We start from the raw sequence: 20746 nt of genomic DNA on the forward strand, positions 1-20746 counted from the left end.
ACCTGCTCTGCGACCGTCGAAGATCCTCGCCCGCTCGACATCGTCTCATTGCCCGAGTTCGGCAAGTTCGGTTGCCAGTTGACGTAACGGAAGAACCTCGGTCTGAGCGCTGAGCGGGTAAGCATCACGACCGGGATAGACAACAATCCGTCGCTCGGGATGGATGTCTTCGCACGCGTGATGGAAACCGCGTTCAACTTTTGGACTGAGGCTTCTCTTGATCTCGATTGCCCACCGCCGTTGACGAGGCAGCGTTAGAACCAGATCGATCTCGGCGCCGGCGGAGCTGCGATAGAAGTGCGGCAGAGAACCCTCAGGCATAGCGGAAATTAGAGTCTCGATCACAAAGCCTTCCCAGCTAGCTCCGCTCACTGGATGACCAAGGAGGTCATCCAGGCCTTCCAGTCCAAGAAGCGTGTGAAGGAGGCCGGAGTCTCGAACATAGACGCGAGGGGATTTGACCAGTCGCTTGCCGACATTGCTGTGCCAGGGCTCAAGTCGGCGGACCAGAAGCAGGTCGACCATCAGGTCGAGATAAGAAGAAACCGTCTTGCCGTCGACACCGAGAGATCGAGCAAATTCCGCTGCATTCAACAAGCCCGATTGATGGTGAGCGAGCATGGTCCAGAAACGTCGTAATGTCTCTGCCGCAATCCTGGGACCCAGCATCGGGATATCGCGTTCGAGGTATGTCCGGATGAAATCCTGGCGCCAGCGCTGACTGATCCGATCGCTCGCGGCAAGCAAGCTGTCCGGAAAGCCTCCGCGGAGCCACAGATTTTGGAGGTCACCTTCCGTTACCTCAAGCGCGTCGATCGGTGCGAGTTCGAGATACGCTATGCGACCTGCAAGAGTTTCTCCAGATTGTTTCAACAGATCAATAGATGCCGATCCGAGCAAAAGGAAGCGGCCGGTACGAATGCCTTTGCGACGGCCACGGTCGATCAATCCTCGCAGGCTCTGGAACAGATCCGGGACCCGGTGAACTTCGTCCAGGATGACGAGCTGGTTCTCGAAATTCGAAAGAAAAAGCTCGGGTTCTGCAAGCTTTGCCCGGTCGGCGTCGGATTCGAGGTCGAGGTACACCGCGGACCGGTTTTCGCCAAGCTCAAGGGCGAGCGTGGTTTTTCCGACCTGCCTTGGGCCGAGAAGCGCTACGGCCGGGTTGGTGTTTAGTAGCTCAACGAGCTGCGCGGTTTTTCTCCTGGGGATCATCCTTGCATTTATGGAACCTAATTCCAGAATTGCAAGGTTATTTTTCGACCTATCCGGGGCAGCCGCGGATATCGGGTATGGCATGAGGATATGCCGAGACCGCGGGTTTCTCTGCGATGGCTGTTAACAAAACTCAGAAAACCAACAGGCAGTCGCCTTCCTCGGACGCTGAACTACGCCCGTTCTTCATCGTCGTTCAAGGGTGCAAGAAGCTCCAAAACCAGGTCCCGCAGCCAGCGGTGGGTCGGGTGATTGGTGTTGCGCCGGTGCCAGATCATGCAGATCAGAACCGGGTTGATCGGCATGGGTGGCGTGTAGATAGCGAGGCCCAGACGGGGCGCCACCTTGCGCGCGAGCTGCTCCGGCAAGAGCGCGACGAGGTCGCTGCCCGCGACCGCATTAGTGACCCCTCCGAAGACCGGCATGGTCATGACGACACGCCGTTCCCGCCCGACCCGTGCCAGCGCCGCATCGCCCATGGCCTTGAGTTTGCCTTCGGGCGAGAACACCACGTGGCCGAGATCGCAGAAGAGATCGATCGGCACGATCTCGCCTTCCCGGACTTCAGCCCGCCCGAGCCGCGGATGTCCTCTGCGCGCAATCATCACGAAGCGGGAGCGGAAGGCCGGCGCGTAGTCGGTCCAGGTCGGAAAGTCGATCTTCGGCACGAAGGCGAGGTCTATCCCATGCCTTTCGAGGGTCCCGACGTAATTGTCAGGCACCAGATCGACGAGTTGCACCTGGATCTTCGGCGCCAGCCGCGAGAGCGCGTTTGCAAGCGAGGGCATCAGCATTTCCGCAAAGAAGTCCGAGCCGGAGATCTTGAAGCTCTGCTCGGCGTTCGCCGGGTCGAAGCTGGCAGGCCCGGCAAGGAGCGCCTCGACATCCTCCAGGATGTGACGGAGAGGGAACTCGAGACTTCTTGCATATTCCGTCGGAACGAGACGCTGCCCCTCTCGCACGAAGAGTGGATCGTTCAGGGCATGGCGAAGACGGCCGAGCGCCGAGGAGACCGCCGGCTGCGAAAGGCCGATGCGTTCGCCGGCCCGCACGGTGGATTGCTCGTGCAACAGAGCATCGAGCACCCGCAGAAGATTGAGGTCGAAGCTCGATAAATTCATTCGGCGAATTTATTCTATAACAACTATCGATTTCAATAATAGACTCCGATCTGGCACGCTTTCCCGCATCGATCACGATGACACGACGGCGGGAGGCTTCGATGGTTGCGCGTCCGGTACCCTACAGCGTCCAGTGGCTCGGTACGACCTACAGGATTTCCCTGACGGCGGAGCAGACGCAGACGCGCGTCGGCATCTTCGAGAGCCTCGACCAGCCGGGCTACGGCCCTCCCCGCCACATTCACAATCGCGAGGACGAGACCTTTCACATCCAGTCCGGCGAAGTGGAGTTCTGGGTGAATGGCCAAAGACGACTGGAAGGTCCGGGCAGCGTCGTCTTCGTACCGCGCGGCACGGAGCACACGTTCCGGGTCGTCGGTGATCTGCCGGCCCGAATGCTCACGATCATGACCCCCGGCGGCTTCGAAGGCTTCTTTGCCGAAATGGCCGAACACAATTGCCGTATCCCCGAAGACATGGATCAGGTCACCGCGATCGGCGCGCGTTTCGGCCTGACATTCACCGGGCCGCCGCTCGGCGCGGCCTGATCTCGCAAGCGCGAACAGGAGCAACGGACATGCGTGGCATCTCCTTCTGGTTTTTCATGACGGCGGTCGTCTACGTGACGCTCGGGATGATCTGGGGAATCGTCATGGCCGCGACCGGCGACCACAGGCTGGCGGCCGCCCACGCCCATCTCAATCTCGTCGGCTGGGTAACGTTGGCACTCTTCGGCATCTACTACCACCTCGTTCCCCAAGCCGGCGAACACGTGCTGGCGAAGCTGCATTTCGCTGTGGCCACCGCCGGGGTGGTGCTGATCGTCCCGGGAATAGCCATGGCACTTTCGGGTGCAGGCGAGTTGCTGGCCAAGGTCGGCTCGGTTCTCACCCTCGCGTCGATGCTCCTGTTTGCCGTGGTGGTCTTCCGTAGCCGGAAGACGGCCGATGTGCCCGAAGGGAGGACAGTCGAACAAGGCCTCGTGCAATCCGCCTGAGATGACGGGCGACGAGATATCCTGTTGAACGATGGAGGGACAGATGGTTCTCCGACCGATAGGAGGTGCCGAAGGACAGGTTGAAGGCCGCGCCAATCGCGGTGGGCCGATCGGGCGCGTCGAGGATCGTGTTGCCGATCCCGACCGGTCGCAACGAGGGCTGCTCCTGCATGGCGGCGCGTTCGACATCGACCACTTTCTGGCCGATCCCGAGACCTATAAGGCGATCCACGAGATCGTTCGAGAAGGCCCGTCGGCCGGCGAGTTCAAGATGAAGGGTCCGGTGTGGACGCTGATCCTCGATCACGATCAGACGGCGAAGCTGCGGCAGGTTCTCATCGAAGGTGGAGGACCGCTCCTTGCCGCAGCCGGCGTCGCGGCTCCGGTCGTTGCCGGCGCCCTTTTCGCCTCCATCGTCTACATCAACTTCGTGGATCGGCTCGGCGGCAACAATGGCGTGGAGATCAATGGTGTCGTCGGCGTCCAGGGGATCCTCGTTCATCCCCGCCTGATGGGAGGCCGGTTCGAACTTCTCGCTGACAGCGCAAGGATCGGCGTCGCCGGGGTAACCATCACCGCCTGGCTCGTCGCGGCCATTTCGAAGTCACCGGCTCTTGCAAGCGCACTGCAGTTTGCGCCCCTGGCGGCGATCGCCAATGCGGTCTCGATCGGGACGCCACTCGGCCTTGCAATCGGCGCGGCGCTGGGCCTGGTGCTCGACAGCGAGCCCGACCCCAACACCTTCGGCCCCGTGGTCGCAAACCGCAACCAGGTCGGTGAATGGGAAGCGTTCGAAATCGGAACCTGCCGCGACAGCAGCGAGGTTTCGCTGATCTCGCACATGGGTCATTTCTCGGCTGTCGATGGAGGCGGAAAGGGCGTCTACGCAAACCGCCCGAAGGTGGGCGCGTGGGAGCGCTGGGGTTTGATCAAGCATGGGGACGGGACGGCGAGTTTTCTGACGGCCAACGGGCACCTGCTGACCGCCGAGTCGGGAGGCGGGCGAGAGTGCAACGCAAATCGCACCAGCATCGGACCCTGGGAGAAGTTCCATATCGAACCCCTCGCCGGCAGCAAATTTGCGCTCAGGACCTTCGTCACCGGTCATTACGTCTGCGTGGAGCCGCGGTGACATCCACCACGGCTTCCCAGATGCGGCGGCAGGCTTGGGCGGCTTCGGCGACGGTCTTCCTTGTCATTCACGGCCGCAAGTCAAACCCTGTGCGCCGAAGGGGGGCAGTGATGCACGCGCTGAGGCAGTACCAGCTCGCCCGGCACCACTGGCGAAACTGCATACTCGAGCCGCCTTCGAGTCACGCCTCAAACGCCTGACAGGGAGGCGCAACACGCATCATCCATTATACGATGAAACCCCTGAGGAGAATCCGCTGGTGTGACCTGCGGGTTCAGGTTTCTCGATTGGGCGAGCGTTCCAATCAGTTCCAACCTCCGTCCCGTGAGCAGCGATTCCGGAACACGCCTGCAGCGGTAAGGGTGTAGCGGAGAGTTACCCGATCGGGAAATTTATCCCGCCAGACATCATCCAGCATCAACAATTTTACCGATCGGGAAAATTGACCTCGACAAGGCGCCAAGGCGCTGATATTTTCCTGAGCGGGAAAGCGATTATGGCAAAACGGGTAAGAACTCCAGCCGATATCGGCACTTTGGTACGAAGCGCACGTAAGGAGCAAAACCTGCGGCAGGACGAACTTGCCGGCGTTGCCGGCGTCGGGCTCCGGTTCATCGTCGATCTCGAAGCAGGCAAGCCAACGGCGCAGATCGGGAAGGTCCTGCAGGTTCTCCAAACGCTCGGGTGTTCCATCGACATTCTGGTTCCTGGCGAGCGCAGACCATGACTGACAAGGTTCTGAATGTCTGGTGGGATGGTCGCCTTGTCGGTCAATTCACGCAGGACAGGCATGGCGATATCGCCTTTGCCTATGCTCAGGCTTGGCTTGATGACGGTGAGACACTCCCGCTTTCCGCTTCTCTGCCGAAGCGATCGGACCGCTTTTCACGTCGAGAATGTCGACCCTTCTTCGGCGGCCTCCTGCCCGAGGAAAGCCAACGCCTTATTGCAGCGCAGGCGTTGGGCGTTTCCCCCGCGAACGACTTTGCGCTTCTCGATCGCCTGGGCGGTGACGTTGCCGGCGCTCTTCAGCTGTTACCGGCAGGCCAGGACCCCACAAACACGGGACCGATTAAAGGCCAGCCAACGCCTTTGAACGAGGCGGGCATCGCTCGCGTGCTGGATGCACTTCCGACGCGGCCGTTATTGGCGGGTCAAGAAGGTTTGAGACTATCGCTGGCTGGTGCGCAATCCAAGGTCCCTGTTGTACTGATCAACGGCCAGGTTGCCCTTCCACTTCCCGGCCGGGCGACCACCCATATCCTGAAGCCGCCGATCGCACGCTTCAATGGAACGACCGAAAACGAAGCTTTTGTAATGAGGCTCGCCGCTGCAATTGGCTTAGACGTTGCACCCGTCGAACCGAGGTCTGCGGAGGGGCGCCCGTTTCTCCTGGTCGAAAGATATGACCGCTTCCGCGATGACAGCGGCGTCGTGCGCCGTATTCACCAGGAAGATTTTTGCCAAGCCCTCGGCGTGCCACCGGAAACCAAGTATGCGAGCGAAGGCGGACCGACCTTCACGGACTGTTTCGAGCTATTGCGACGCGTATCAATTCGCCCGGCTACGGATGTTCTGAAGTTGCTGGATGCCGCAATCTTCAATCTTATTGTCGGCAATGCCGATGCTCACGGCAAGAATTTCTCGATCCTCTATGACGATCAGGGGCCGAGGATGGCTCCGTTGTACGATCTCATTTCCACTGTGACCTATCCGGATCTCTCACCGAAAATGGCCATGAGGATCGGAAGGCGCGCCACCCTTGCGGAATTGGACGCCGATGGGTGGGAGGCTTTTGCCAACGACGCTGGCATCGGTTTGCCGCTCCTCCGTCGTCGGGTTGCGGAGCTGTGCGACGCTGTTTTCAGTGAGAGTGGTCGCGTTGTGGACACCTTCGGCAGTACCATAAGTGGCCAAGATCTGACAGATTTACGCGAGATGATCGAAGGCCGAGCGCAAATGGTTTCGCTGACGCTGCGCTGAATTGCCCCGTAAGGTATATCTCTCTGAGGCAAAGGCGCAAGCTGTCCAGAGCTATCTTTGCGTGTAATTTTTTTCCTGCAATCAAGACATTTTGCTACAGCACGGACGCGCAAAGATGAGGTCTGCAGCCAATGTTCAATCGGAAAGGCCCTTGACGAGCGCGAGGGATCTTTCCGTATCATACTGAATTGTCACAGTTATAATCCAAGATCATTGCGACCTCGGTTTGTGCCCCGGGACAATCCGATCGGCTGTCTTGGGAAATGGAGTCCCGATCACGTAGACTGCTTTTGAGGACGACGCAGATCGGAGCGGCCCCACCTTGACCAGTGTCCGCCTTCTACTCCTCGTAGCGGCCGAGGGTGGCGCCTGCTTCCAGATAGCTGCCGGTTCCCGCGACAAGTCGGAAGATGCCGCTGCGGGTTGCCGTCACCTGCGTCTCCATTTTCATCGCTTCCATCACGGCGAGCAGGTCACCCTTTTCCACCTTGTCGCCGTCGGCGACCTTCCAGGCCTGTAGCGTCCCGGCGATCGGCGCCGAGAGGATGGCCGGGTCGGCGGCGGGCGTAACCTGAGGTGCGTTTCCGCCGGCGGGCGCCGCAGCAAAGCCCTGGAAGAGTAGTGCCGGAAGCGCAAGCTCGTGCCGGCGTCCGTCGATCTCGACATGGGTACGGACAAGCGCGGGCTCGGCGACCGGCTCCGGCCGCGCTTCCGCCTCCAGCCGTCCGGCGAACTCGTTCTCGATCCAGCGGGTATGGACCTTGAAGCCGTCTGCACCGACGAAATCCTCCGCCTCGATCGCCGCGCGGTGGAAGGGGAGCACCGTCGTCACCCCTTCGATCCGGAACTCGGCGAGCGCGCGGCGGGCGCGTTTGAGCGCCTCTTCCCGCGTCGCGCCGGTGACGATGAGCTTCGCCACCAGCGAATCGAAGACGCCGGAGATCGAGGATCCAGTCTCGACGCCGCTGTCGAGGCGAATGCCGGGACCTGACGGCGGCACGAAGGCGCCGATGCGGCCGGGCGTCGGCAGGAAGCCGCGGCCGGGATCCTCGGCATTGATGCGGAATTCGATCGCATGACCGCGCGACGCCGGCGTCTCGGTGACACGGAGCGGCAGACCTTCGGCGATGCGGAACTGTTCCACGACGAGGTCGAGGCCGGTCGTCTCCTCCGTCACCGGATGCTCAACCTGCAGGCGGGTGTTCACCTCCAGGAAGGAAATGGTGCCGTCGACACCGAGGAGGAACTCGACCGTGCCGGCGCCGGAATAGCCGGCCGCGGCACAGATCCTGCGCGATGCGTCGTGGATCGTCTCGCGCTGGGCGTCGGTGAGGAACGGAGCCGGCGCCTCCTCGACGAGCTTCTGGTTGCGCCGTTGCAGCGAGCAGTCGCGGGTGCCGAGCACGACGACATTGCCGTGCCTGTCGGCGATCACCTGCGCCTCAACGTGGCGCGGGCGATCGAGGAAGCGTTCGAGGAAGCACTCGCCGCGGCCGAAGGCGGCGGTCGCCTCGCGCACGGCGGATTCGTAGAGCTCGGGGATCTCTTCCATCTTCCAGGCGACCTTCATGCCGCGGCCGCCGCCGCCATGGGCGGCCTTGATCGCGACCGGCAGGCCGTGCGCCTCGGCAAAGGCGAGCACTTCGCCCGCCGACGAGACGGGGCCGTCGCTGCCGGCGACGAGGGGTGCGCCGACGCTGGTTGCGATCCGCCGGGCCTCGACCTTGTCGCCGAGCGCCTCGATCACCTGCGGATCGGGGCCGATCCAGGTGAGGCCGGCCTCGATCACCGCGCAGGCGAACTCTGCACGCTCCGAGAGGAAGCCGTAGCCAGGATGGACCGCATCGGCGCCGGAGCGGCGGGCGACCACGATCAATTTTTCGATGTCGAGATAGGTCTCCGCCGGCCGGGTGCCGGAAAGGCCGTAGGCCTCGTCTGCCAGCCGCACGAAGAGCGCGTCCATGTCAGGGTCGGCATAGACGGCAACCGATTGGAGGCCGTAGTCGCGACAGGCGCGGATGATCCGCACGGCGATCTCACCGCGATTGGCGATCAGGACTTTTCTCATCGAGTGTCTCCTCACTGTCTTTCCGCGGCGGCACGGCCGGCCGTCGGCGTGATCTCGGCAAATTGCGAGACCGGCCGGAATCTTATTTTCGCATTGGCCGGTATCTGTCCGGCGAGATCGAGATGGTATTCGGCAACCGCGCCGATCACCGGATAACCGCCGGTCAGCGGATGGTCGGCGAGGAAGAGCACAGGCTGGCCGCTGTGCGGCACCTGGATCGCCCCGGTCGCCGTTCCCTCGCTCGGCAGTTCGGCATTGTCCCGGCGCTCGATCGGCTGGTTGCCCGAAAGCCGGATGCCGACGCGGCTCGACTGCGGCGTCACCGTCCAGAGCTGATCGGTGAGGCTCGCGAAGCCGGCTTCGGTGAACCAGTCGGTCCGCGGCCCGAGAACGACGTCGAGCGTCACCACATCGCCCGCCTTCGGTGCCGGGAAAGCCGGCGTCTCGGTGAGTGACACACTCGTCAGCCCCTCGCGCTCGTCGGCAAGCGCAAGCACTGCGTCAGCGCCGACCGGCTCGGGTCCGACCACGGCGAGCGTATCGGTCGAGGCGCTGCCGAGCACCGGTTTCACGCCGAAGCCGCCGCGCACCGCGAGATAGCTGCGCATGCCGGCCGGCGGATGGCCGAGGGTCACGACGTCACCGGCTTCGAGCGCGATCGACCGGTAACCGCACGCCTCGATCTCCCGGCCCGCAGCATCGCGGACAAGGATCGGGCAGGGCGCACCGGCAAAGGCGATGGTAGCGCGGCCAGTCGCCTCGAAGGAGAAGCCGCCGAGCGTGATTTCGAGGCAGGGCCAGTTGGGCGGATTTCCGACGGCGCGGTTCGCGGCTTTCAATGCGCCCTCGTCGAGAGCGCCCGATGCCGAGACCCCCTGCCCCGTCTGGCCGAAACGTCCGAGATCCTGGAAAAGCGCGGGGATCGGCGCGGCGAGAACCTTGAACACAGGCGCCGCGGGTCCGCTCCCAGTCTCGTCTGCCGCCTTCTCCACGGTCGTCGCGGCCGATGTTACCGTTTCAGTCGAGCTCCGGCGCTTTTCGAGGTCGAAGAAGCGCACGCGGTAGCCGGGCTGGAAGAGTGCCGGAGGATCACGGGAAAGGTCCCACATCTTTTCGGGCGTCGTGCCGATGATCTGCCAGCCGCCGGGGCTCGCCTGCGGATAGACGCCTGAAAAGGCGCCGGCGAGCGCGACCGAGCCCGCCGGAATGCGGGTGCGCGGACTTTGCCGCCGCGGCACTTCGAGCGCCGGGTCACCGCCGACCAGATAGCCGAAGCCCGGCGCAAAGCCGCAGAAGGCGACCGTGAATTCGCTTTCCGTGTGTCGGCGGATCACCTCCTCGACGGAGAGCCCGGTCAACCGCGCGACCTCGTCCAGATCCTCACCATCATACCGCACCGGGATTTCAACAAGGTGTTCGGAAGGCGCGGCACGATCCGAAAGATCGCGGTCCGCAATCGCCGCGGCGAGCGTCGCCGCGTTCAACCGCTCCGGCCGGAACCGGATCATCAGCGTGCGTGCGGCCGGTACTAGGTCTTCGATGCCGGGGATTGGATCGGCCTGAAGCGAGGCGAAAAGCGCCAGCGTCTCGTCGAGATCGGCAAGCTCGACGAGGATCGTCGTCAGGCTGACAGGCAGAAAGCGCATGCGGACCTCAGGCGTGATAAGCGGAATCGGGAATATCGGTGATGAACATGTGCCCCGGCGCATGCGTGATGGCAAACGGTACGCCGGACGCCATGACGGCTGCCTGCGGCGTCACCCCGCAGGCCCAGAACACCGGTACTTCGCCCGGCTCGATACGCACCGGGTCGCCGAAATCCGGTTTCGAGAGATCACGGATGCCGATCAATTCCGGCGCACCGACATGCACCGGAGCGCCATGAACGGCGGGAAAGCGGCCGGAGATCGTGGCGGCATCGGCCACACGGGAGGCGGGGATCGGTCGCATGGAGACGACCATATTGCCCTTGAGCCGTCCGGCGGGCCGGCAAGGCTGGTCGGTCAGATACATGGGCACATTGGAGCCGTCGGTGATATGGCGGATCTCGATACCGGCCTCGATCATCGGCGTTTCAAAGGTGAAGCTGCAGCCAATCAGAAAACTGACGAGATCGGGATGCTCGGCCCAGGCCGCCGTTGCATCGGGCGTCTCTTCGGCGAGCCTGCCGTCGCGCCAGACGCGGTAGAGCGGAATATCCGTGCGCAGGTCGGCACCGGGCGCAAGCACGGTCGCATGCGAACCCGGATCGGAAACGTCGAGAACCGGGCAGGCCTTCGGGTTGCGCTGCGCGTAGAGCAGGAAATCGAAGGCCCAGTCGCGCGGCAGCACGATCATGTTCGCCTGGGTGAAGCCGGGTGCCACACCGGACGTCGGCTCAACGGCGCCGGCACGATAGCGTTCGCGCGCGGCGCGGGCGGGACTTGCATCGACGTGGCGAAGGTATTCAGGAGCGATCATGCCCGTCTCCTCCGGTCAGTCTGCAAGGAAGGAACGGACACGGACGCCATCGGCCTCGAAGGCGCGACGGATTTCCCGGGCGATGGCGACGGCGCCGGGGCTGTCGCCGTGGACGCAGATCGATTGCGCATCGATCGTGACCGTCGAGCCGTCGATCGCCTCCAGCGTTCCCTGATAGGCGAGCCGCAGCATGCGCCGGGCGATCAGCTGCGCGTCGTGCAGCACGGCGCCGGGCTCACGGCGCGAGACGAGTTGGCCGTCCGGTTGGTAGGCGCGGTCGGCGAAGGCTTCCGCCACCACCTGAAGCCCCGCCTTGCGGGCGAGGTCGAGGATCGGAGAGCCCGCAAGCCCCATCAGGACCAGCGAGGGATCGACCGCCATGATGGCGTCGATCACGGCCTGTCCCTGCTTCGGATCATGGGCGATGCGGTTGTAGAGCGCGCCGTGCGGCTTGACGTAGCCGACGGTCGTTCCGGCGACGGCGGCAATCCCCTTGAGGGCGCCGATCTGGTAGATGACGTCCGCGGTGAGCTCGCCGCTCGTCACATCCATGTCGCGCCGGCCGAAGCCGACGCGATCGGGATAGGAGACGTGCGCCCCGATCGAAACACCTTTCTCGGCCGCCGCTTTCACCGTCTTCAGGATCCCGGCGGGGTCGCCGGCATGGAAGCCGCAAGCGACGTTGGCGCTGGAGACGATCGCGAGCATCGCCTCGTCGTCGCCCACCTTCCAGGCGCCGTAGCCCTCGCCGAGATCACTGTTGAGGTCGATGGCGGTCATTGAAAGCCTCCTTATGCGGTTGCCGTCAGCAGTGCGAAGATCGGACCGATCGACTTGTAGCCCATGTACCAGGTGAGCGCACAGACCGCCGCACCGAGGACGAGCAGCCAGCGCGGGTAGCGGTATCCGCCCATGAGGTCGGAACGGGCCCAGGCCGCATAGACGAAGATCGAAAGACCGATCGGCAGGATGAGCCCGTTGAGGCCACCGACGAAGACCAGCATCTGCGCCGGCGGCGTGGTGATCACGACGTAGAAGAAGAGCGAGACGGCGATGAAGACGACGGTTGCGAGATTGCGGGCACGCTCGCTGATGTCGGGCTTGAAGGCGGTGAGGAAGGAAACCGAGGTATAGGCCGCGCCGATGACGGAGGTGATGGCGGCGAACCACAGGACGGCACCGAAGATGCGCAGACCGACATTGCCGGCGGCTGCCTCGAAGGCCTGGGCCGCCGGGTTGGCGCCCTTGCCGGAGATATCGATGACGACACCGCTTGCGACGACGCCGAGGATTGCGAGGAAGAGCACGTAGCGCATGAGGCCTGTCACCGCGATGCCGGAAAGTGCGGCACGGTTGACGGCACCGAGGTTTTCGATGCCGACCGTTCCCTTGTCGAGCAGGCGGTGTGCGCCGGAATACGTAATGTAGCCACCGACCGTTCCGCCGACGATTGTCGTGATCGTCGCGAAATCGATCGTGGCGGGCAGGATGGTCTGATAGAGCGCGTCACCGACCGGTGGCCCGGAGACGACGGCGACGTAGAGCGTCAGCAGGATCATCATGACGCCGGCGACGATGATCAGCCGGTCGATGGCGACGCCGGCACGCTTGGAAAGAAAGATGCCGATTGCGATCAGGGCGCTGATCGCGCCACCCCATTTGGGGTCGAGGCCGAGCATGGCATTGAGGCCGAGGCCGGATCCGCCGATATTGCCGATATTGAAGAAGAGACCGCCGACGATGACCAGCACAGCGAGAACGTAGCCGGTTCCCGGAATGGCGGCATTGGCGATGTCGGAGGCGCGCATGCGCGTCAGCGTCACGATGCGCCAGACGTTGAGCTGGACCACGAAATCGATGACGATCGAGGCGAGGATTGCAAAAGCAAAGGCGGCGCCGAGCTTGGTCGTGAAGGTAGCGGTCTGGGTGATGAAGCCCGGACCGATCGCCGAAGTCGCCATCAGGAAGATGGCGGCGGTGAGCGACGCGCGACGCGACTTGGCCGACTGGCTGCCCGGCGTGGCGAGCGGAGCATCGGCCATCGGGCCGGCACTTTGGGATATCGAATGCTGTTCCATGAACCCTCTCCTTATGATTATCGCCGCCCGTGCGCGGAGGCCGGGCAGGTCTGCTGTATTCGACGGAGATAGCGTCGCCGCGTTTCACAATTCTGTCAAGATTGTTCAACAATTTTCTTTTCTGGATCCATCATTCTGCCATTCTGTTGAGCGTAGCGGTGTGGATATGTGCAGAAACTGCCTTCCTTCTGCGCATATTCGCCGCGACCGCCCCGCGGACCTTGCCTCCCCTCCCGCTTCGGGGATATTGCCCCATAGGGTTTCTCCCAGTTTCGGAAACCAGCAGAAGCAAGGTGCGGGGGGCGCCCCGGGGACAAGCAGGGATCACCGGAGGAGCCGGAAGGGCACGGCGTTCGCGCTGAAAGGGGCTAATGACACATCACGATCCAGCACTGACCCTGGCACAGCGGCTTGCCGAACAGATCCGCGCGCGGCTGATCGCCGGCGAACTGAAGCCCGGCCAGCGGCTCTCGGAAGCAGCGCTGAGCGACAATCTAGACGTCTCGCGCAATTCGCTTCGGGAAGCCTTTCGCCTGCTCACCAAGGAAGGTCTCCTGCGGCACGAGCCGAACCGCGGCGTCTTCGTCGCCACGCCGAGCATGGCCTCGATCATCGACATCTACCGGGTCCGCCGTCTGATCGAGTGCCGGGCGCTCGAACAGGCCTACCCGCAGCATCCGGCCGTCCAGCGCATGCATGAGGCCGTCGAGACGGCCCTGAAATGCCGCGAGGCAAAGGACTGGGTCGGCGTCGGCAGCGCCAACATGGCGTTTCATGCGGCAATCGTCGACCTCGCCGACAGCACGAGGCTCAACGCCTTCTATGGCCAGATCGCCGCCGAACTGCGCCTGAGCTTCGGCCTTCTCGAGGATCCGGAGTTCCTCCACGCGCCTTACGTCGACCTCAACGCGGCGATCCTGGAGCAGCTGAAAGCGGGCAAATCCGTTGAGGCGGCACGCGCGCTCGAAGCCTATCTCGAACGGTCCGAACGCACGGTGCTGGCAGCATTTGCAAGGCTCGAGGAGGTGGGGTAGGCCCGCACCTGGGCGCCTGATTTGGCGTCCTCGGCGCGAGAGTGGTGCAAACCACGGGATGGGTGAATAGCGATCTTGGGCGCGACAATCCGACTGTCGCGCACCGCATTCTCACATTGGAACTGAGAAAGCATCGCAGATGCCGGTATCGTCGAGCGAACGGCTTTCGATGGTTATCCACTGGGCGTTGAATGCGACTTGACGCCCGCCGGGCTGGCCCTCGTGCCGTTCCTCGATGCACTCGGGACCTGGTGGGCCGGGCGGGACCGCCGTCAGACCGCCGCGGTTCCGCAGCCATCGGGTTCGGCCGTAGCGAGATGGGGAACGGCAAGATACGTCGCCGCACGATGCTCAAGCGTGGTCGCCTCGACGGACAGCGCGATTATCTGAGAGGATCGCTGCGTCGCATCCCGTCTTGGTACATTGATGCACACCGTCTTCACGGTTTCGTAACAGCTTCGGCTGCTACATCCCAGTCTGGAAACCTCTACAACATCGGGCGCGAGGGGAGCACGCAAAACCGGCCTTTGATGTTGGTGGGGTACCTGGACCTGGCGCATTCATCGTTGCGTCGGCGATCAGGCATTTTCGACTCATCGGCAAATGCGCTAATGACAAGAGGCTTTGAGGATACGTCCGCTCACAAATTGTTGGTTGTGCATTCTTATTTGTGCCTGCCGGCTGGAAATGGCGAATTTTCCTATGCTATGGGAACGCAGTCTGCCTTCGGGCCGTCTTTGTCGGGAGACCTAGTTTGAAACGTATTGTTGTGGCGGTTGTTTGTGCTGGCTTGGCAGGTTGCCAGGCTCTTCCCGGCGCAGGTCCTTTGGCAGCGGATATCAATGCCCAATCCGGTCGATCCATCGCCGAGTCGCACCGAGCCAATGCCGCGGTATTCGAAGTTGTCGACGTGGACGCACGCACGGCGAGGACCGTTGCGAACTTTTCCGTCGGCCTCCTCAAACGGCGTTTCGGCATCGGCGGCGGCGCGAAGAGCGCGGTGATCGGCGTAGGCGACCAGTTGCGCGTAACCATCTTCGAGGCAGGCTCCGACGGCCTCTTTTCGACGTCGGACTCCAAGCAGACGAACATCGACATCGTCGTCCAGCCGGACGGCAAAGCCGCCATCCCTTATGTTGGACAGGTGGTCTTTGCCGGTCGCACACTGGAGCAGGCTCGCCAGGCCGTCCTCAGTTCTCTGGTCAACAAAGCTGTTGAGCCTGACGTGATCGTAACGAGTGCCGGCACCGCATCTCGAAACGTGACGGTCTCCGGCGCTGTGGGCAAGCCCTCGATGGTACCGCTCGGGCTCTCCGGCGAAACGATCATGGAGGTGATCGCTAAGGCAGGCGGTCCAGCCACGCAGCCCTACGAATCTTATGTGACGCTTACACGCGGCAACAAGACCGGCACCGCCTTGCTCCAATCGATCATCGATAATCCATCGGAAAACATCTACGTACAGCCGAAGGACCAGATATTCGTCACTCAGGACCCGCGCACGTTCACTGCTCTCGGAGAAGTCTGGAAGAACGGACGTATTCCGTTCGGCGCCAACGACGTCAACCTCCTCGAGGCCATCGCGCTGGCTGGAGGCGGAAGCGACGAACGTATCGACGCGAAAGGCTATTTTGTCTTCCGTTACGAAGAGCCCGAGATTGTTTCGGACCTACTGGGTCCTGAACGGTTCCATGACCTTCTCTCGAAGGGCATGGCGCCGAACAAGGAAGGCAAATACCCGATCGTCTATCGTTTCGACATGTCGGTTGCCGACAGCCTCATCATCGGGCAGAATTTCCCGATCAAGAGCCGCGACGTCGTCTACGCATCCCGCCATCCGACCGTCGATTTCCAGAAGTTCATGAGGCTTGTGTCGACACCGGTTGCCACAGCGCGAACGGCTCAGCTCATAGCGAACCAGTGACGGCACACATCTTCCTCATTCCGGAGGCGGGTCGCAGCGGCATGGTGAGAGGTCTCAAAGACGTCATCCTTACGACCCGCTTCTCTGCTGCACAATGCCGTGACCGCCTGTGGTCGTCGACCCGCCAGACGATCGCAGTCTGCGGCGCGGGTGACGAGCACGCCGGGGAAATTTGCGTTCTAGGCAGTCGACTCATAGACTTTGACACCAAATTCTTGTTGCGACGAGCTTCACAGCGGCGAGATAGTTTTCGGGACGCTTGTCGTATCGGGTTGCGATGCCCCGGAACTGTTTGATCTTGTTGAAGAAGCGCTCCACGAGATTGCGCTGCCGGTAAACCCAGCGCGAGAAGACAAAAGAGCCCTTGCGGGTTGTCTTCGGCGGGATATTGGCCCAGGCTTTTCGCCCGGCAGCCTTGGCCCGAATGGCGTTGGTGTCATAGCCCTTGTCAGCCAGCAGGATATCTCCTTCGCCAAGCTCGTCCATCAGCGTGTCGGCCTCTGTGCAGTCGGCGACCTGGCCACCAGTCAGGCGGAGGTTGACGGGACGTCCTTCGGCGTCAACGAGCGCGTGGATTTTGCTCGTGAGCCCGCCACGGGAACGTCCCATGCCTCCATCATCTCCATCCCCTTTTTCCCGTGGCCGCATGCTGGTGAACACGGACACAGGTCGAGTCGATCATGACGATATCGCCATCGTAAGCCTTGGAAACCGCCTCAAGAAGCCGATCCCAGACACCGGCCTTCCGCCAGCGGACGAAGCGATTGTAGCAGGTGGTCGGCGGACCGTAGCGCTCCGGGATTTCCGCCCAGGGCGAACCTGTCCGGAACCGCCAAAGGATGCCGTTCAGCACTCTGCGGTCATCGACCCGAGGAACGCCGCGAGGCTTGTTGGGCAGAAGTGGCGAAAGGATTGACCATTCGTGGTCCGTAAGTTCGTAGCGGCGACGCGTCATGAAGGCTCCCTTGTTCGGAAGCCTTGAATCATCTGTGGACGCCCCAGCAGACGCAAGTGGTAAAATGGGCTTGCACGTAGTCGGATGCTGCCATCTGTCCGGCCTTTGGTGCAGCAATAGCGCTGCTGGCCCGTATGGGAGTTCGCAGATCGGATCCACATCACAACGGCGTGCTCATGACACCCTGATTCAACCTGGTTTTTCCGACCCCGTCTCGCCGACTGTTGTGCCTGTTTAGTCCCGGCATTTGATGGTGCGGATTGAGTGTAAACCGTTCTGGCTCGCTTGCCCAGATTTTGCAGATGTATTCGTAGGGAGTGAGGCCTCGCAGCGTCTTGAGCCGACGGCCGTAATTGTAGGCATCGACAAAGTCGTGGAGGTGCGCGATTAGCTGGGCATGGCTGTCGTAATGGTAACGTTTGACAGTCGCTTCCTTGATCGTTCGGTTCATCCGCTCGACCTGGCCGTTGGTCCAGGGATGCTTGATTTTGGTGAGCCTGTGCTCGATCCCGTTCTCACGACAACGCACGTCGAACATGTGCGTCATGTAGGTGGCCGTGGGTCCGTCGGCGTAGCGCGGCGGGAAGGTGAACTGGATGCCATTATCCGTCAGGACGGTATGGATTTTGTAGGGTACGGCCGCGATCAGCGCGACCAGAAAGGCGGACGCTGATGTCCTGCCCGTTTTGGTCACCAGCTGGACGAAGGCGAACTTGCTGGTCCGGTCGATCGCCACGTAAAGATAAAGTTTGCCTTCGGCGTACGCACTTCGGCGATGTCGATGTGGAAGTAACCGATCGGGTAGGTCTTGAACTTCCTCTTTGGTTCCTTGCCGCCCGCCACCTCTGGCAATCGGCTGATCGCATGCCGTTGTAGGCAGCGATGCAGGGACGAGCGCGTCAGATGCGGGATCGTGGCCTGCAGAGCATAGAGGCAGTCATCAAGCGGTAGCAGTGTGTGCCGGCGGAAGGCAACGATGATCGCCTCGTCTTCGATTGAAAGCGTCGTCGAGTGCACGTCTTTCGGACCGGTTGGCAGATCCTTGACCGCTGTCCGCCGCTTCCACTTCGCTACCGTCTTTTGGTTGATCCCATAACGCTTCGCCAGAACCCTCAGGCTCTCTTGACTATGTTGTATCGCTCGACAGACTGCCTCTGTCGTGCGGGCGCTCCCGTGTAAAATCTGACCCATAGCGCATCCTTCCATTCCTGGCCGAATAATGCACCATCAAATGCCGGGACTAAACACCTAGTCTCTGTTCAGTTCTGCCTGCAAATTCCGGCGCATTGCGGCTGTCACGTCGCCAAGTGTGGCTATGACACGCTCCGCCAGCCGCGAGCGGCTGCTCTTGGCCGGGCGCCATACCACGAGCGCATAGGGAACGCTGACGCCGAGGCGACGCAGCACGACGCCCTTGCCGATGTGGTTTTCGGCGGTCAGCGGATTGATGATCGAGACGCCAAGCCCGGCGGAAACCATGGAACAGACGCTGGCCGCCGTCGTGGTTTCGACGGCATAGCTGCGGGTAATCCCGGCCTCGAAGAAGATATCGTCCAGCTTTCGCCTATAGGGGTCGTCCTGGGAAAAATAGACGAAGGGTTCGTTGTTGAAATCCTCCGGCTGAAGGACCTTTTTTCCGGCAAAAGGGTGGCCGATCGGTAGCACGCAGACCAGTTCGCCAACCTCGATAACTTGGCTGACGACGCCCTGCTGCTCAAACCGTCCCTCGGTGACGCCGAGATCGAAGACGGTGGTCGACACCTCGTGCTGGAGGGAAAGCTCTTCCAGCGAGTGGAGGGAGAGATGCACGGCCGTACGGCTCTCTTGCAGCCGCTGAGCGACGCGGGGCATGACAGATTCGGCGAAGGCCGGAATTGTGGCGATACGGAAATTCGCGGCGCTGTAAGTGCGGATCGCGGAGGCCGCGCGGCTGATTTCGTCCATGCCGACGAAGGACCGGCGCACCACTTCATGCAACAGCAATGCCTGGTTGGTGGGGGTGAGTCGCTTGCCGAATCGCAGGAACAGATCGAAGCCGATCCGCTGCTCCATTTCGCGCAATTCGCGACTAATCGTCGGTTGCGAGGTCCCGAGTGCGGCGGCAGCGGCCGTGACGCTCTTGTTGACCATCACCGCGTTGAAAACCTCGATCTGACGCTGGTTGAGACGCATATACGGCCCCCTATTCAAAGCCTGGAGCGGGGGATTGCCCGCATCGGTCACGCCCCTCTGGGCATGACAAAAATCAATAAAAGCGGTTGTTCATATATCGAATCTGCATAAAACGGCTTTAGTATTTATTTCTCAAGCATGACAATATCTGAAATCACTCACACGTTCGACGGTCAGACAGGCCGACATTCGTGATGGGATGACACGACAACATGGCAATAACAAACCCCAGGAAGCTTAAGTCAAACCAGCAGGAGTGGTTTCACTATCGCACCGGTGAACTACATGTGGAAAACCTCTGTCTCAACGACATCGCAAGAGAGGTTCCCACGCCGTTCTACTGCTACTCGGCAGAGGCGATGCGCTGGGCTTATTCGATTCTTTCCGACGCATTGAGCCCCATCGGCGTTTCGATCTGTTTTGCGGTTAAGGCGAACAGCAATATCGCGGTGCTCCGGCTTCTGTCCGAATGCGGTTGCGGCATGGACATCGTTTCCGCCGGTGAACTGGAGCGGGCACTGACCGCAGGCGCGCCGGCCTCGCAAATCATCTTTTCCGGTGTCGGCAAGACTCGGGCCGAAATTGCCCGCGCCCTCGAGGCTGGCATCCACCAGATCAATGTCGAATCGGCTGCTGAAATCGAGGTTGTCGCGGAGGTCGCCCGGTCTCTCGGCCTTCGCGCCACGATCGCGCTACGCGTCAACCCGGATGTCGACGCCAAGACCCACGCCAAGATCACCACGGCGACAAGGGGCAGCAAGTTCGGCATCGCCATCGACGACATTCCCGAACTCTACGCCAGGGCCGCCGCACGGCCGGAGCTCAATGTGCAAGGGCTGGCCGTTCATATCGGCTCGCAAGTGCAGGATCTTTCTCCCTTCCGCCGCGCCTTCGCCGCCATGGCAGCGCTGGTGACGGCCTTGCGCGAAAAGGGCCTCGAGGTTCCGCGTCTCGATCTTGGCGGCGGCATCGGCATCGCCGTCGGTGACAATCCGGGGCCAGATATCGCCGAATATGCCGCGATCATCGCCGAGACCGTCGGAAATCTCGGCTGCCATCTAACCGTTGAGCCGGGCCGCTGGCTGGTCGGCCGTGCCGGTCTCCTGGTCACCGAACTGCTTTATCTCAAGGACGGCCAGGACGGTCCTATCGCCATCGTCGACGCGGGCATGAACGACCTCGTGCGCCCCGCGCTCTACGATGCCAAGCATCCTGCCCTGCCGTTCCATCAGGCGAAAGGGGCGGCCGCATCGCCCCGCTACAGGATCGTCGGGCCGATCTGCGAAAGCTCGGATGATTTCGGCGCCTATGAGGGGCTTGGCGAGCTGAAGGCAGGCACTCTCCTCGCTTTCGACTGTGCCGGTGCTTACGGCGCCTCGATGGCATCGACCTACAATTCGCGCGATCTCGTGGCCGAGATTCTGGTGGATGGCGATCACTTCCGCACCATCCGCCGCCGGCAGAGCATTCGCGAAATGCTGGAGCTGGAAGACGCCGGTGATTGGCAGAGCGGCTCTGCCCCGGCGCGGAAGGCTGCCGGCTGAACATCTTGCTCGGCCTGCCCCCTTGAAGGGGCGGGCCGTGAGCCGTTCCGCTACGGAACGGAC

Annotated in this window: 17 protein-coding genes and 1 pseudogene; 8 read left to right on the forward strand and 10 right to left on the reverse strand. The window is 62.1% G+C overall.

The genetic code is table 11. The annotated features are described in order from the left end of the window. Positions 1-45 precede the first annotated feature (45 nt). Together EUU22_RS03740 and EUU22_RS03745 are read right to left on the reverse strand one after the other, a co-directional pair. Complete coding sequence (locus tag EUU22_RS03740) at positions 46-1215, reverse strand: ATP-binding protein (protein ID WP_129330755.1); 1170 nt, start codon at positions 1213-1215, stop codon at positions 46-48. 173 nt (positions 1216-1388) lie between these two features. Next, on the reverse strand, positions 1389-2336 hold the full coding sequence (locus EUU22_RS03745) for a LysR family transcriptional regulator (protein WP_129330756.1): 948 nt from the start codon (positions 2334-2336) through the stop codon (positions 1389-1391). A 101-nt stretch (positions 2337-2437) separates the two neighbouring features. Between EUU22_RS03745 and EUU22_RS03750 the strand changes: the two genes are divergently transcribed. The 5 genes from EUU22_RS03750 (at position 2438) to EUU22_RS03770 (ending at position 6448) form a co-directional block, all read left to right on the forward strand. Further along, positions 2438-2884, forward strand: coding sequence for a cupin domain-containing protein (locus tag EUU22_RS03750; RefSeq protein WP_129330757.1), 447 nt, complete (start codon positions 2438-2440; stop codon positions 2882-2884). Positions 2885-2913: 29 nt separating this feature from the next. After that, entirely contained in the window at positions 2914-3333 is a 420-nt protein-coding gene (locus tag EUU22_RS03755) for a hypothetical protein (protein WP_129330758.1), read from the forward strand. A 43-nt stretch (positions 3334-3376) separates the two neighbouring features. Further along, complete coding sequence (locus tag EUU22_RS03760) at positions 3377-4465, forward strand: fascin domain-containing protein (protein ID WP_129330759.1); 1089 nt, start codon at positions 3377-3379, stop codon at positions 4463-4465. A gap of 496 nt (positions 4466-4961) precedes the next feature. Next, entirely contained in the window at positions 4962-5192 is a 231-nt protein-coding gene (locus EUU22_RS03765) for a helix-turn-helix transcriptional regulator (RefSeq protein ID WP_129330796.1), read from the forward strand. After that, positions 5189-6448, forward strand: a complete 1260-nt coding sequence (locus EUU22_RS03770; RefSeq protein ID WP_129330760.1) for a type II toxin-antitoxin system HipA family toxin — start codon at positions 5189-5191, stop codon at positions 6446-6448. Before EUU22_RS03765 ends, EUU22_RS03770 begins: the two co-directional genes overlap by 4 nt. A 340-nt stretch (positions 6449-6788) precedes the next feature. Here the strand turns inward: EUU22_RS03770 and EUU22_RS03775 are convergent, their stop codons facing one another. From EUU22_RS03775 to EUU22_RS03795, 5 genes are read right to left on the reverse strand one after another with little or no spacing between them, the layout of a single operon-like run. Next, positions 6789-8516: an acetyl/propionyl/methylcrotonyl-CoA carboxylase subunit alpha gene (locus EUU22_RS03775; protein WP_129330761.1), complete on the reverse strand. Its 1728-nt coding sequence runs from the start codon at positions 8514-8516 to the stop codon at positions 6789-6791. A gap of 11 nt (positions 8517-8527) precedes the next feature. Further along, the gene (locus tag EUU22_RS03780; RefSeq protein ID WP_129330762.1) at positions 8528-10162 is read right to left on the reverse strand and encodes a 5-oxoprolinase subunit B/C family protein; all 1635 of its coding nucleotides are present in this window, start codon (positions 10160-10162) and stop codon (positions 8528-8530) included. Positions 10163-10169: 7 nt separating this feature from the next. Next, the gene (locus tag EUU22_RS03785) at positions 10170-10976 is read right to left on the reverse strand and encodes a putative hydro-lyase (RefSeq protein WP_129330763.1); all 807 of its coding nucleotides are present in this window, start codon (positions 10974-10976) and stop codon (positions 10170-10172) included. A 15-nt stretch (positions 10977-10991) separates the two neighbouring features. Next, complete coding sequence (locus EUU22_RS03790; RefSeq protein ID WP_129330764.1) at positions 10992-11756, reverse strand: LamB/YcsF family protein; 765 nt, start codon at positions 11754-11756, stop codon at positions 10992-10994. Between the two features lie 11 nt (positions 11757-11767). Further along, positions 11768-13054: an NRAMP family divalent metal transporter gene (locus EUU22_RS03795; RefSeq protein WP_129330765.1), complete on the reverse strand. Its 1287-nt coding sequence runs from the start codon at positions 13052-13054 to the stop codon at positions 11768-11770. Between the two features lie 371 nt (positions 13055-13425). On the opposite strand from EUU22_RS03795, the gene EUU22_RS03800 reads away from it, so the two are divergent. Together EUU22_RS03800 and EUU22_RS03810 are read left to right on the forward strand one after the other, a co-directional pair. Next, on the forward strand, positions 13426-14088 hold the full coding sequence (locus EUU22_RS03800; protein WP_129330766.1) for a GntR family transcriptional regulator: 663 nt from the start codon (positions 13426-13428) through the stop codon (positions 14086-14088). A 754-nt stretch (positions 14089-14842) separates the two neighbouring features. Then, on the forward strand, positions 14843-16012 hold the full coding sequence (locus tag EUU22_RS03810) for a polysaccharide biosynthesis/export family protein (protein ID WP_112691293.1): 1170 nt from the start codon (positions 14843-14845) through the stop codon (positions 16010-16012). 192 nt (positions 16013-16204) lie between these two features. On the opposite strand, the gene EUU22_RS03815 is transcribed toward EUU22_RS03810, so the two are convergent. The 3 genes and pseudogenes from EUU22_RS03815 to EUU22_RS03825 form a co-directional block, all read right to left on the reverse strand. Next, a protein-coding gene (locus EUU22_RS03815; RefSeq protein WP_129330767.1) for an IS5 family transposase occupies positions 16205-16967 on the reverse strand; the annotation gives its coding sequence in 2 pieces (ribosomal slippage) (positions 16205-16646 and positions 16645-16967; 765 coding nt in all). A gap of 160 nt (positions 16968-17127) precedes the next feature. Beyond that, positions 17128-18158: pseudogene (locus EUU22_RS03820) on the reverse strand (IS481 family transposase). A gap of 57 nt (positions 18159-18215) precedes the next feature. Continuing rightward, positions 18216-19190, reverse strand: coding sequence for a LysR family transcriptional regulator (locus EUU22_RS03825; RefSeq protein ID WP_245484900.1), 975 nt, complete (start codon positions 19188-19190; stop codon positions 18216-18218). A gap of 161 nt (positions 19191-19351) precedes the next feature. On the opposite strand from EUU22_RS03825, the gene lysA reads away from it, so the two are divergent. Then, complete coding sequence (gene lysA / locus EUU22_RS03830) at positions 19352-20683, forward strand: diaminopimelate decarboxylase (RefSeq protein ID WP_129330768.1); 1332 nt, start codon at positions 19352-19354, stop codon at positions 20681-20683. The last annotated feature ends 63 nt before the right edge of the window (positions 20684-20746 follow it).

The sequence above is a fragment of the Ciceribacter ferrooxidans genome (genome assembly GCF_004137355.1).
GTDB lineage: Bacteria > Pseudomonadota > Alphaproteobacteria > Rhizobiales > Rhizobiaceae > Allorhizobium > Allorhizobium ferrooxidans.

Bases quoted from the DNA above. Each gene is read 5' to 3' on its own strand.
- EUU22_RS03740 (WP_129330755.1), bottom strand. From the start codon at position 1,215: ATGATCCCCAGGAGAAAAACCGCGCAGCTCGTTGAGCTACTAAACACC.
- EUU22_RS03745 (WP_129330756.1), bottom strand. From the start codon at position 2,336: ATGAATTTATCGAGCTTCGACCTCAATCTTCTGCGGGTGCTCGATGCT.
- EUU22_RS03750 (WP_129330757.1), top strand. From the start codon at position 2,438: ATGGTTGCGCGTCCGGTACCCTACAGCGTCCAGTGGCTCGGTACGACC.
- EUU22_RS03755 (WP_129330758.1), top strand. From the start codon at position 2,914: ATGCGTGGCATCTCCTTCTGGTTTTTCATGACGGCGGTCGTCTACGTG.
- EUU22_RS03760 (WP_129330759.1), top strand. From the start codon at position 3,377: ATGGTTCTCCGACCGATAGGAGGTGCCGAAGGACAGGTTGAAGGCCGC.
- EUU22_RS03765 (WP_129330796.1), top strand. From the start codon at position 4,962: ATGGCAAAACGGGTAAGAACTCCAGCCGATATCGGCACTTTGGTACGA.
- EUU22_RS03770 (WP_129330760.1), top strand. From the start codon at position 5,189: ATGACTGACAAGGTTCTGAATGTCTGGTGGGATGGTCGCCTTGTCGGT.
- EUU22_RS03775 (WP_129330761.1), bottom strand. From the start codon at position 8,516: ATGAGAAAAGTCCTGATCGCCAATCGCGGTGAGATCGCCGTGCGGATC.
- EUU22_RS03780 (WP_129330762.1), bottom strand. From the start codon at position 10,162: ATGCGCTTTCTGCCTGTCAGCCTGACGACGATCCTCGTCGAGCTTGCC.
- EUU22_RS03785 (WP_129330763.1), bottom strand. From the start codon at position 10,976: ATGATCGCTCCTGAATACCTTCGCCACGTCGATGCAAGTCCCGCCCGC.
- EUU22_RS03790 (WP_129330764.1), bottom strand. From the start codon at position 11,756: ATGACCGCCATCGACCTCAACAGTGATCTCGGCGAGGGCTACGGCGCC.
- EUU22_RS03795 (WP_129330765.1), bottom strand. From the start codon at position 13,054: ATGGAACAGCATTCGATATCCCAAAGTGCCGGCCCGATGGCCGATGCT.
- EUU22_RS03800 (WP_129330766.1), top strand. From the start codon at position 13,426: ATGACACATCACGATCCAGCACTGACCCTGGCACAGCGGCTTGCCGAA.
- lysA (WP_129330768.1), top strand. From the start codon at position 19,352: ATGGCAATAACAAACCCCAGGAAGCTTAAGTCAAACCAGCAGGAGTGG.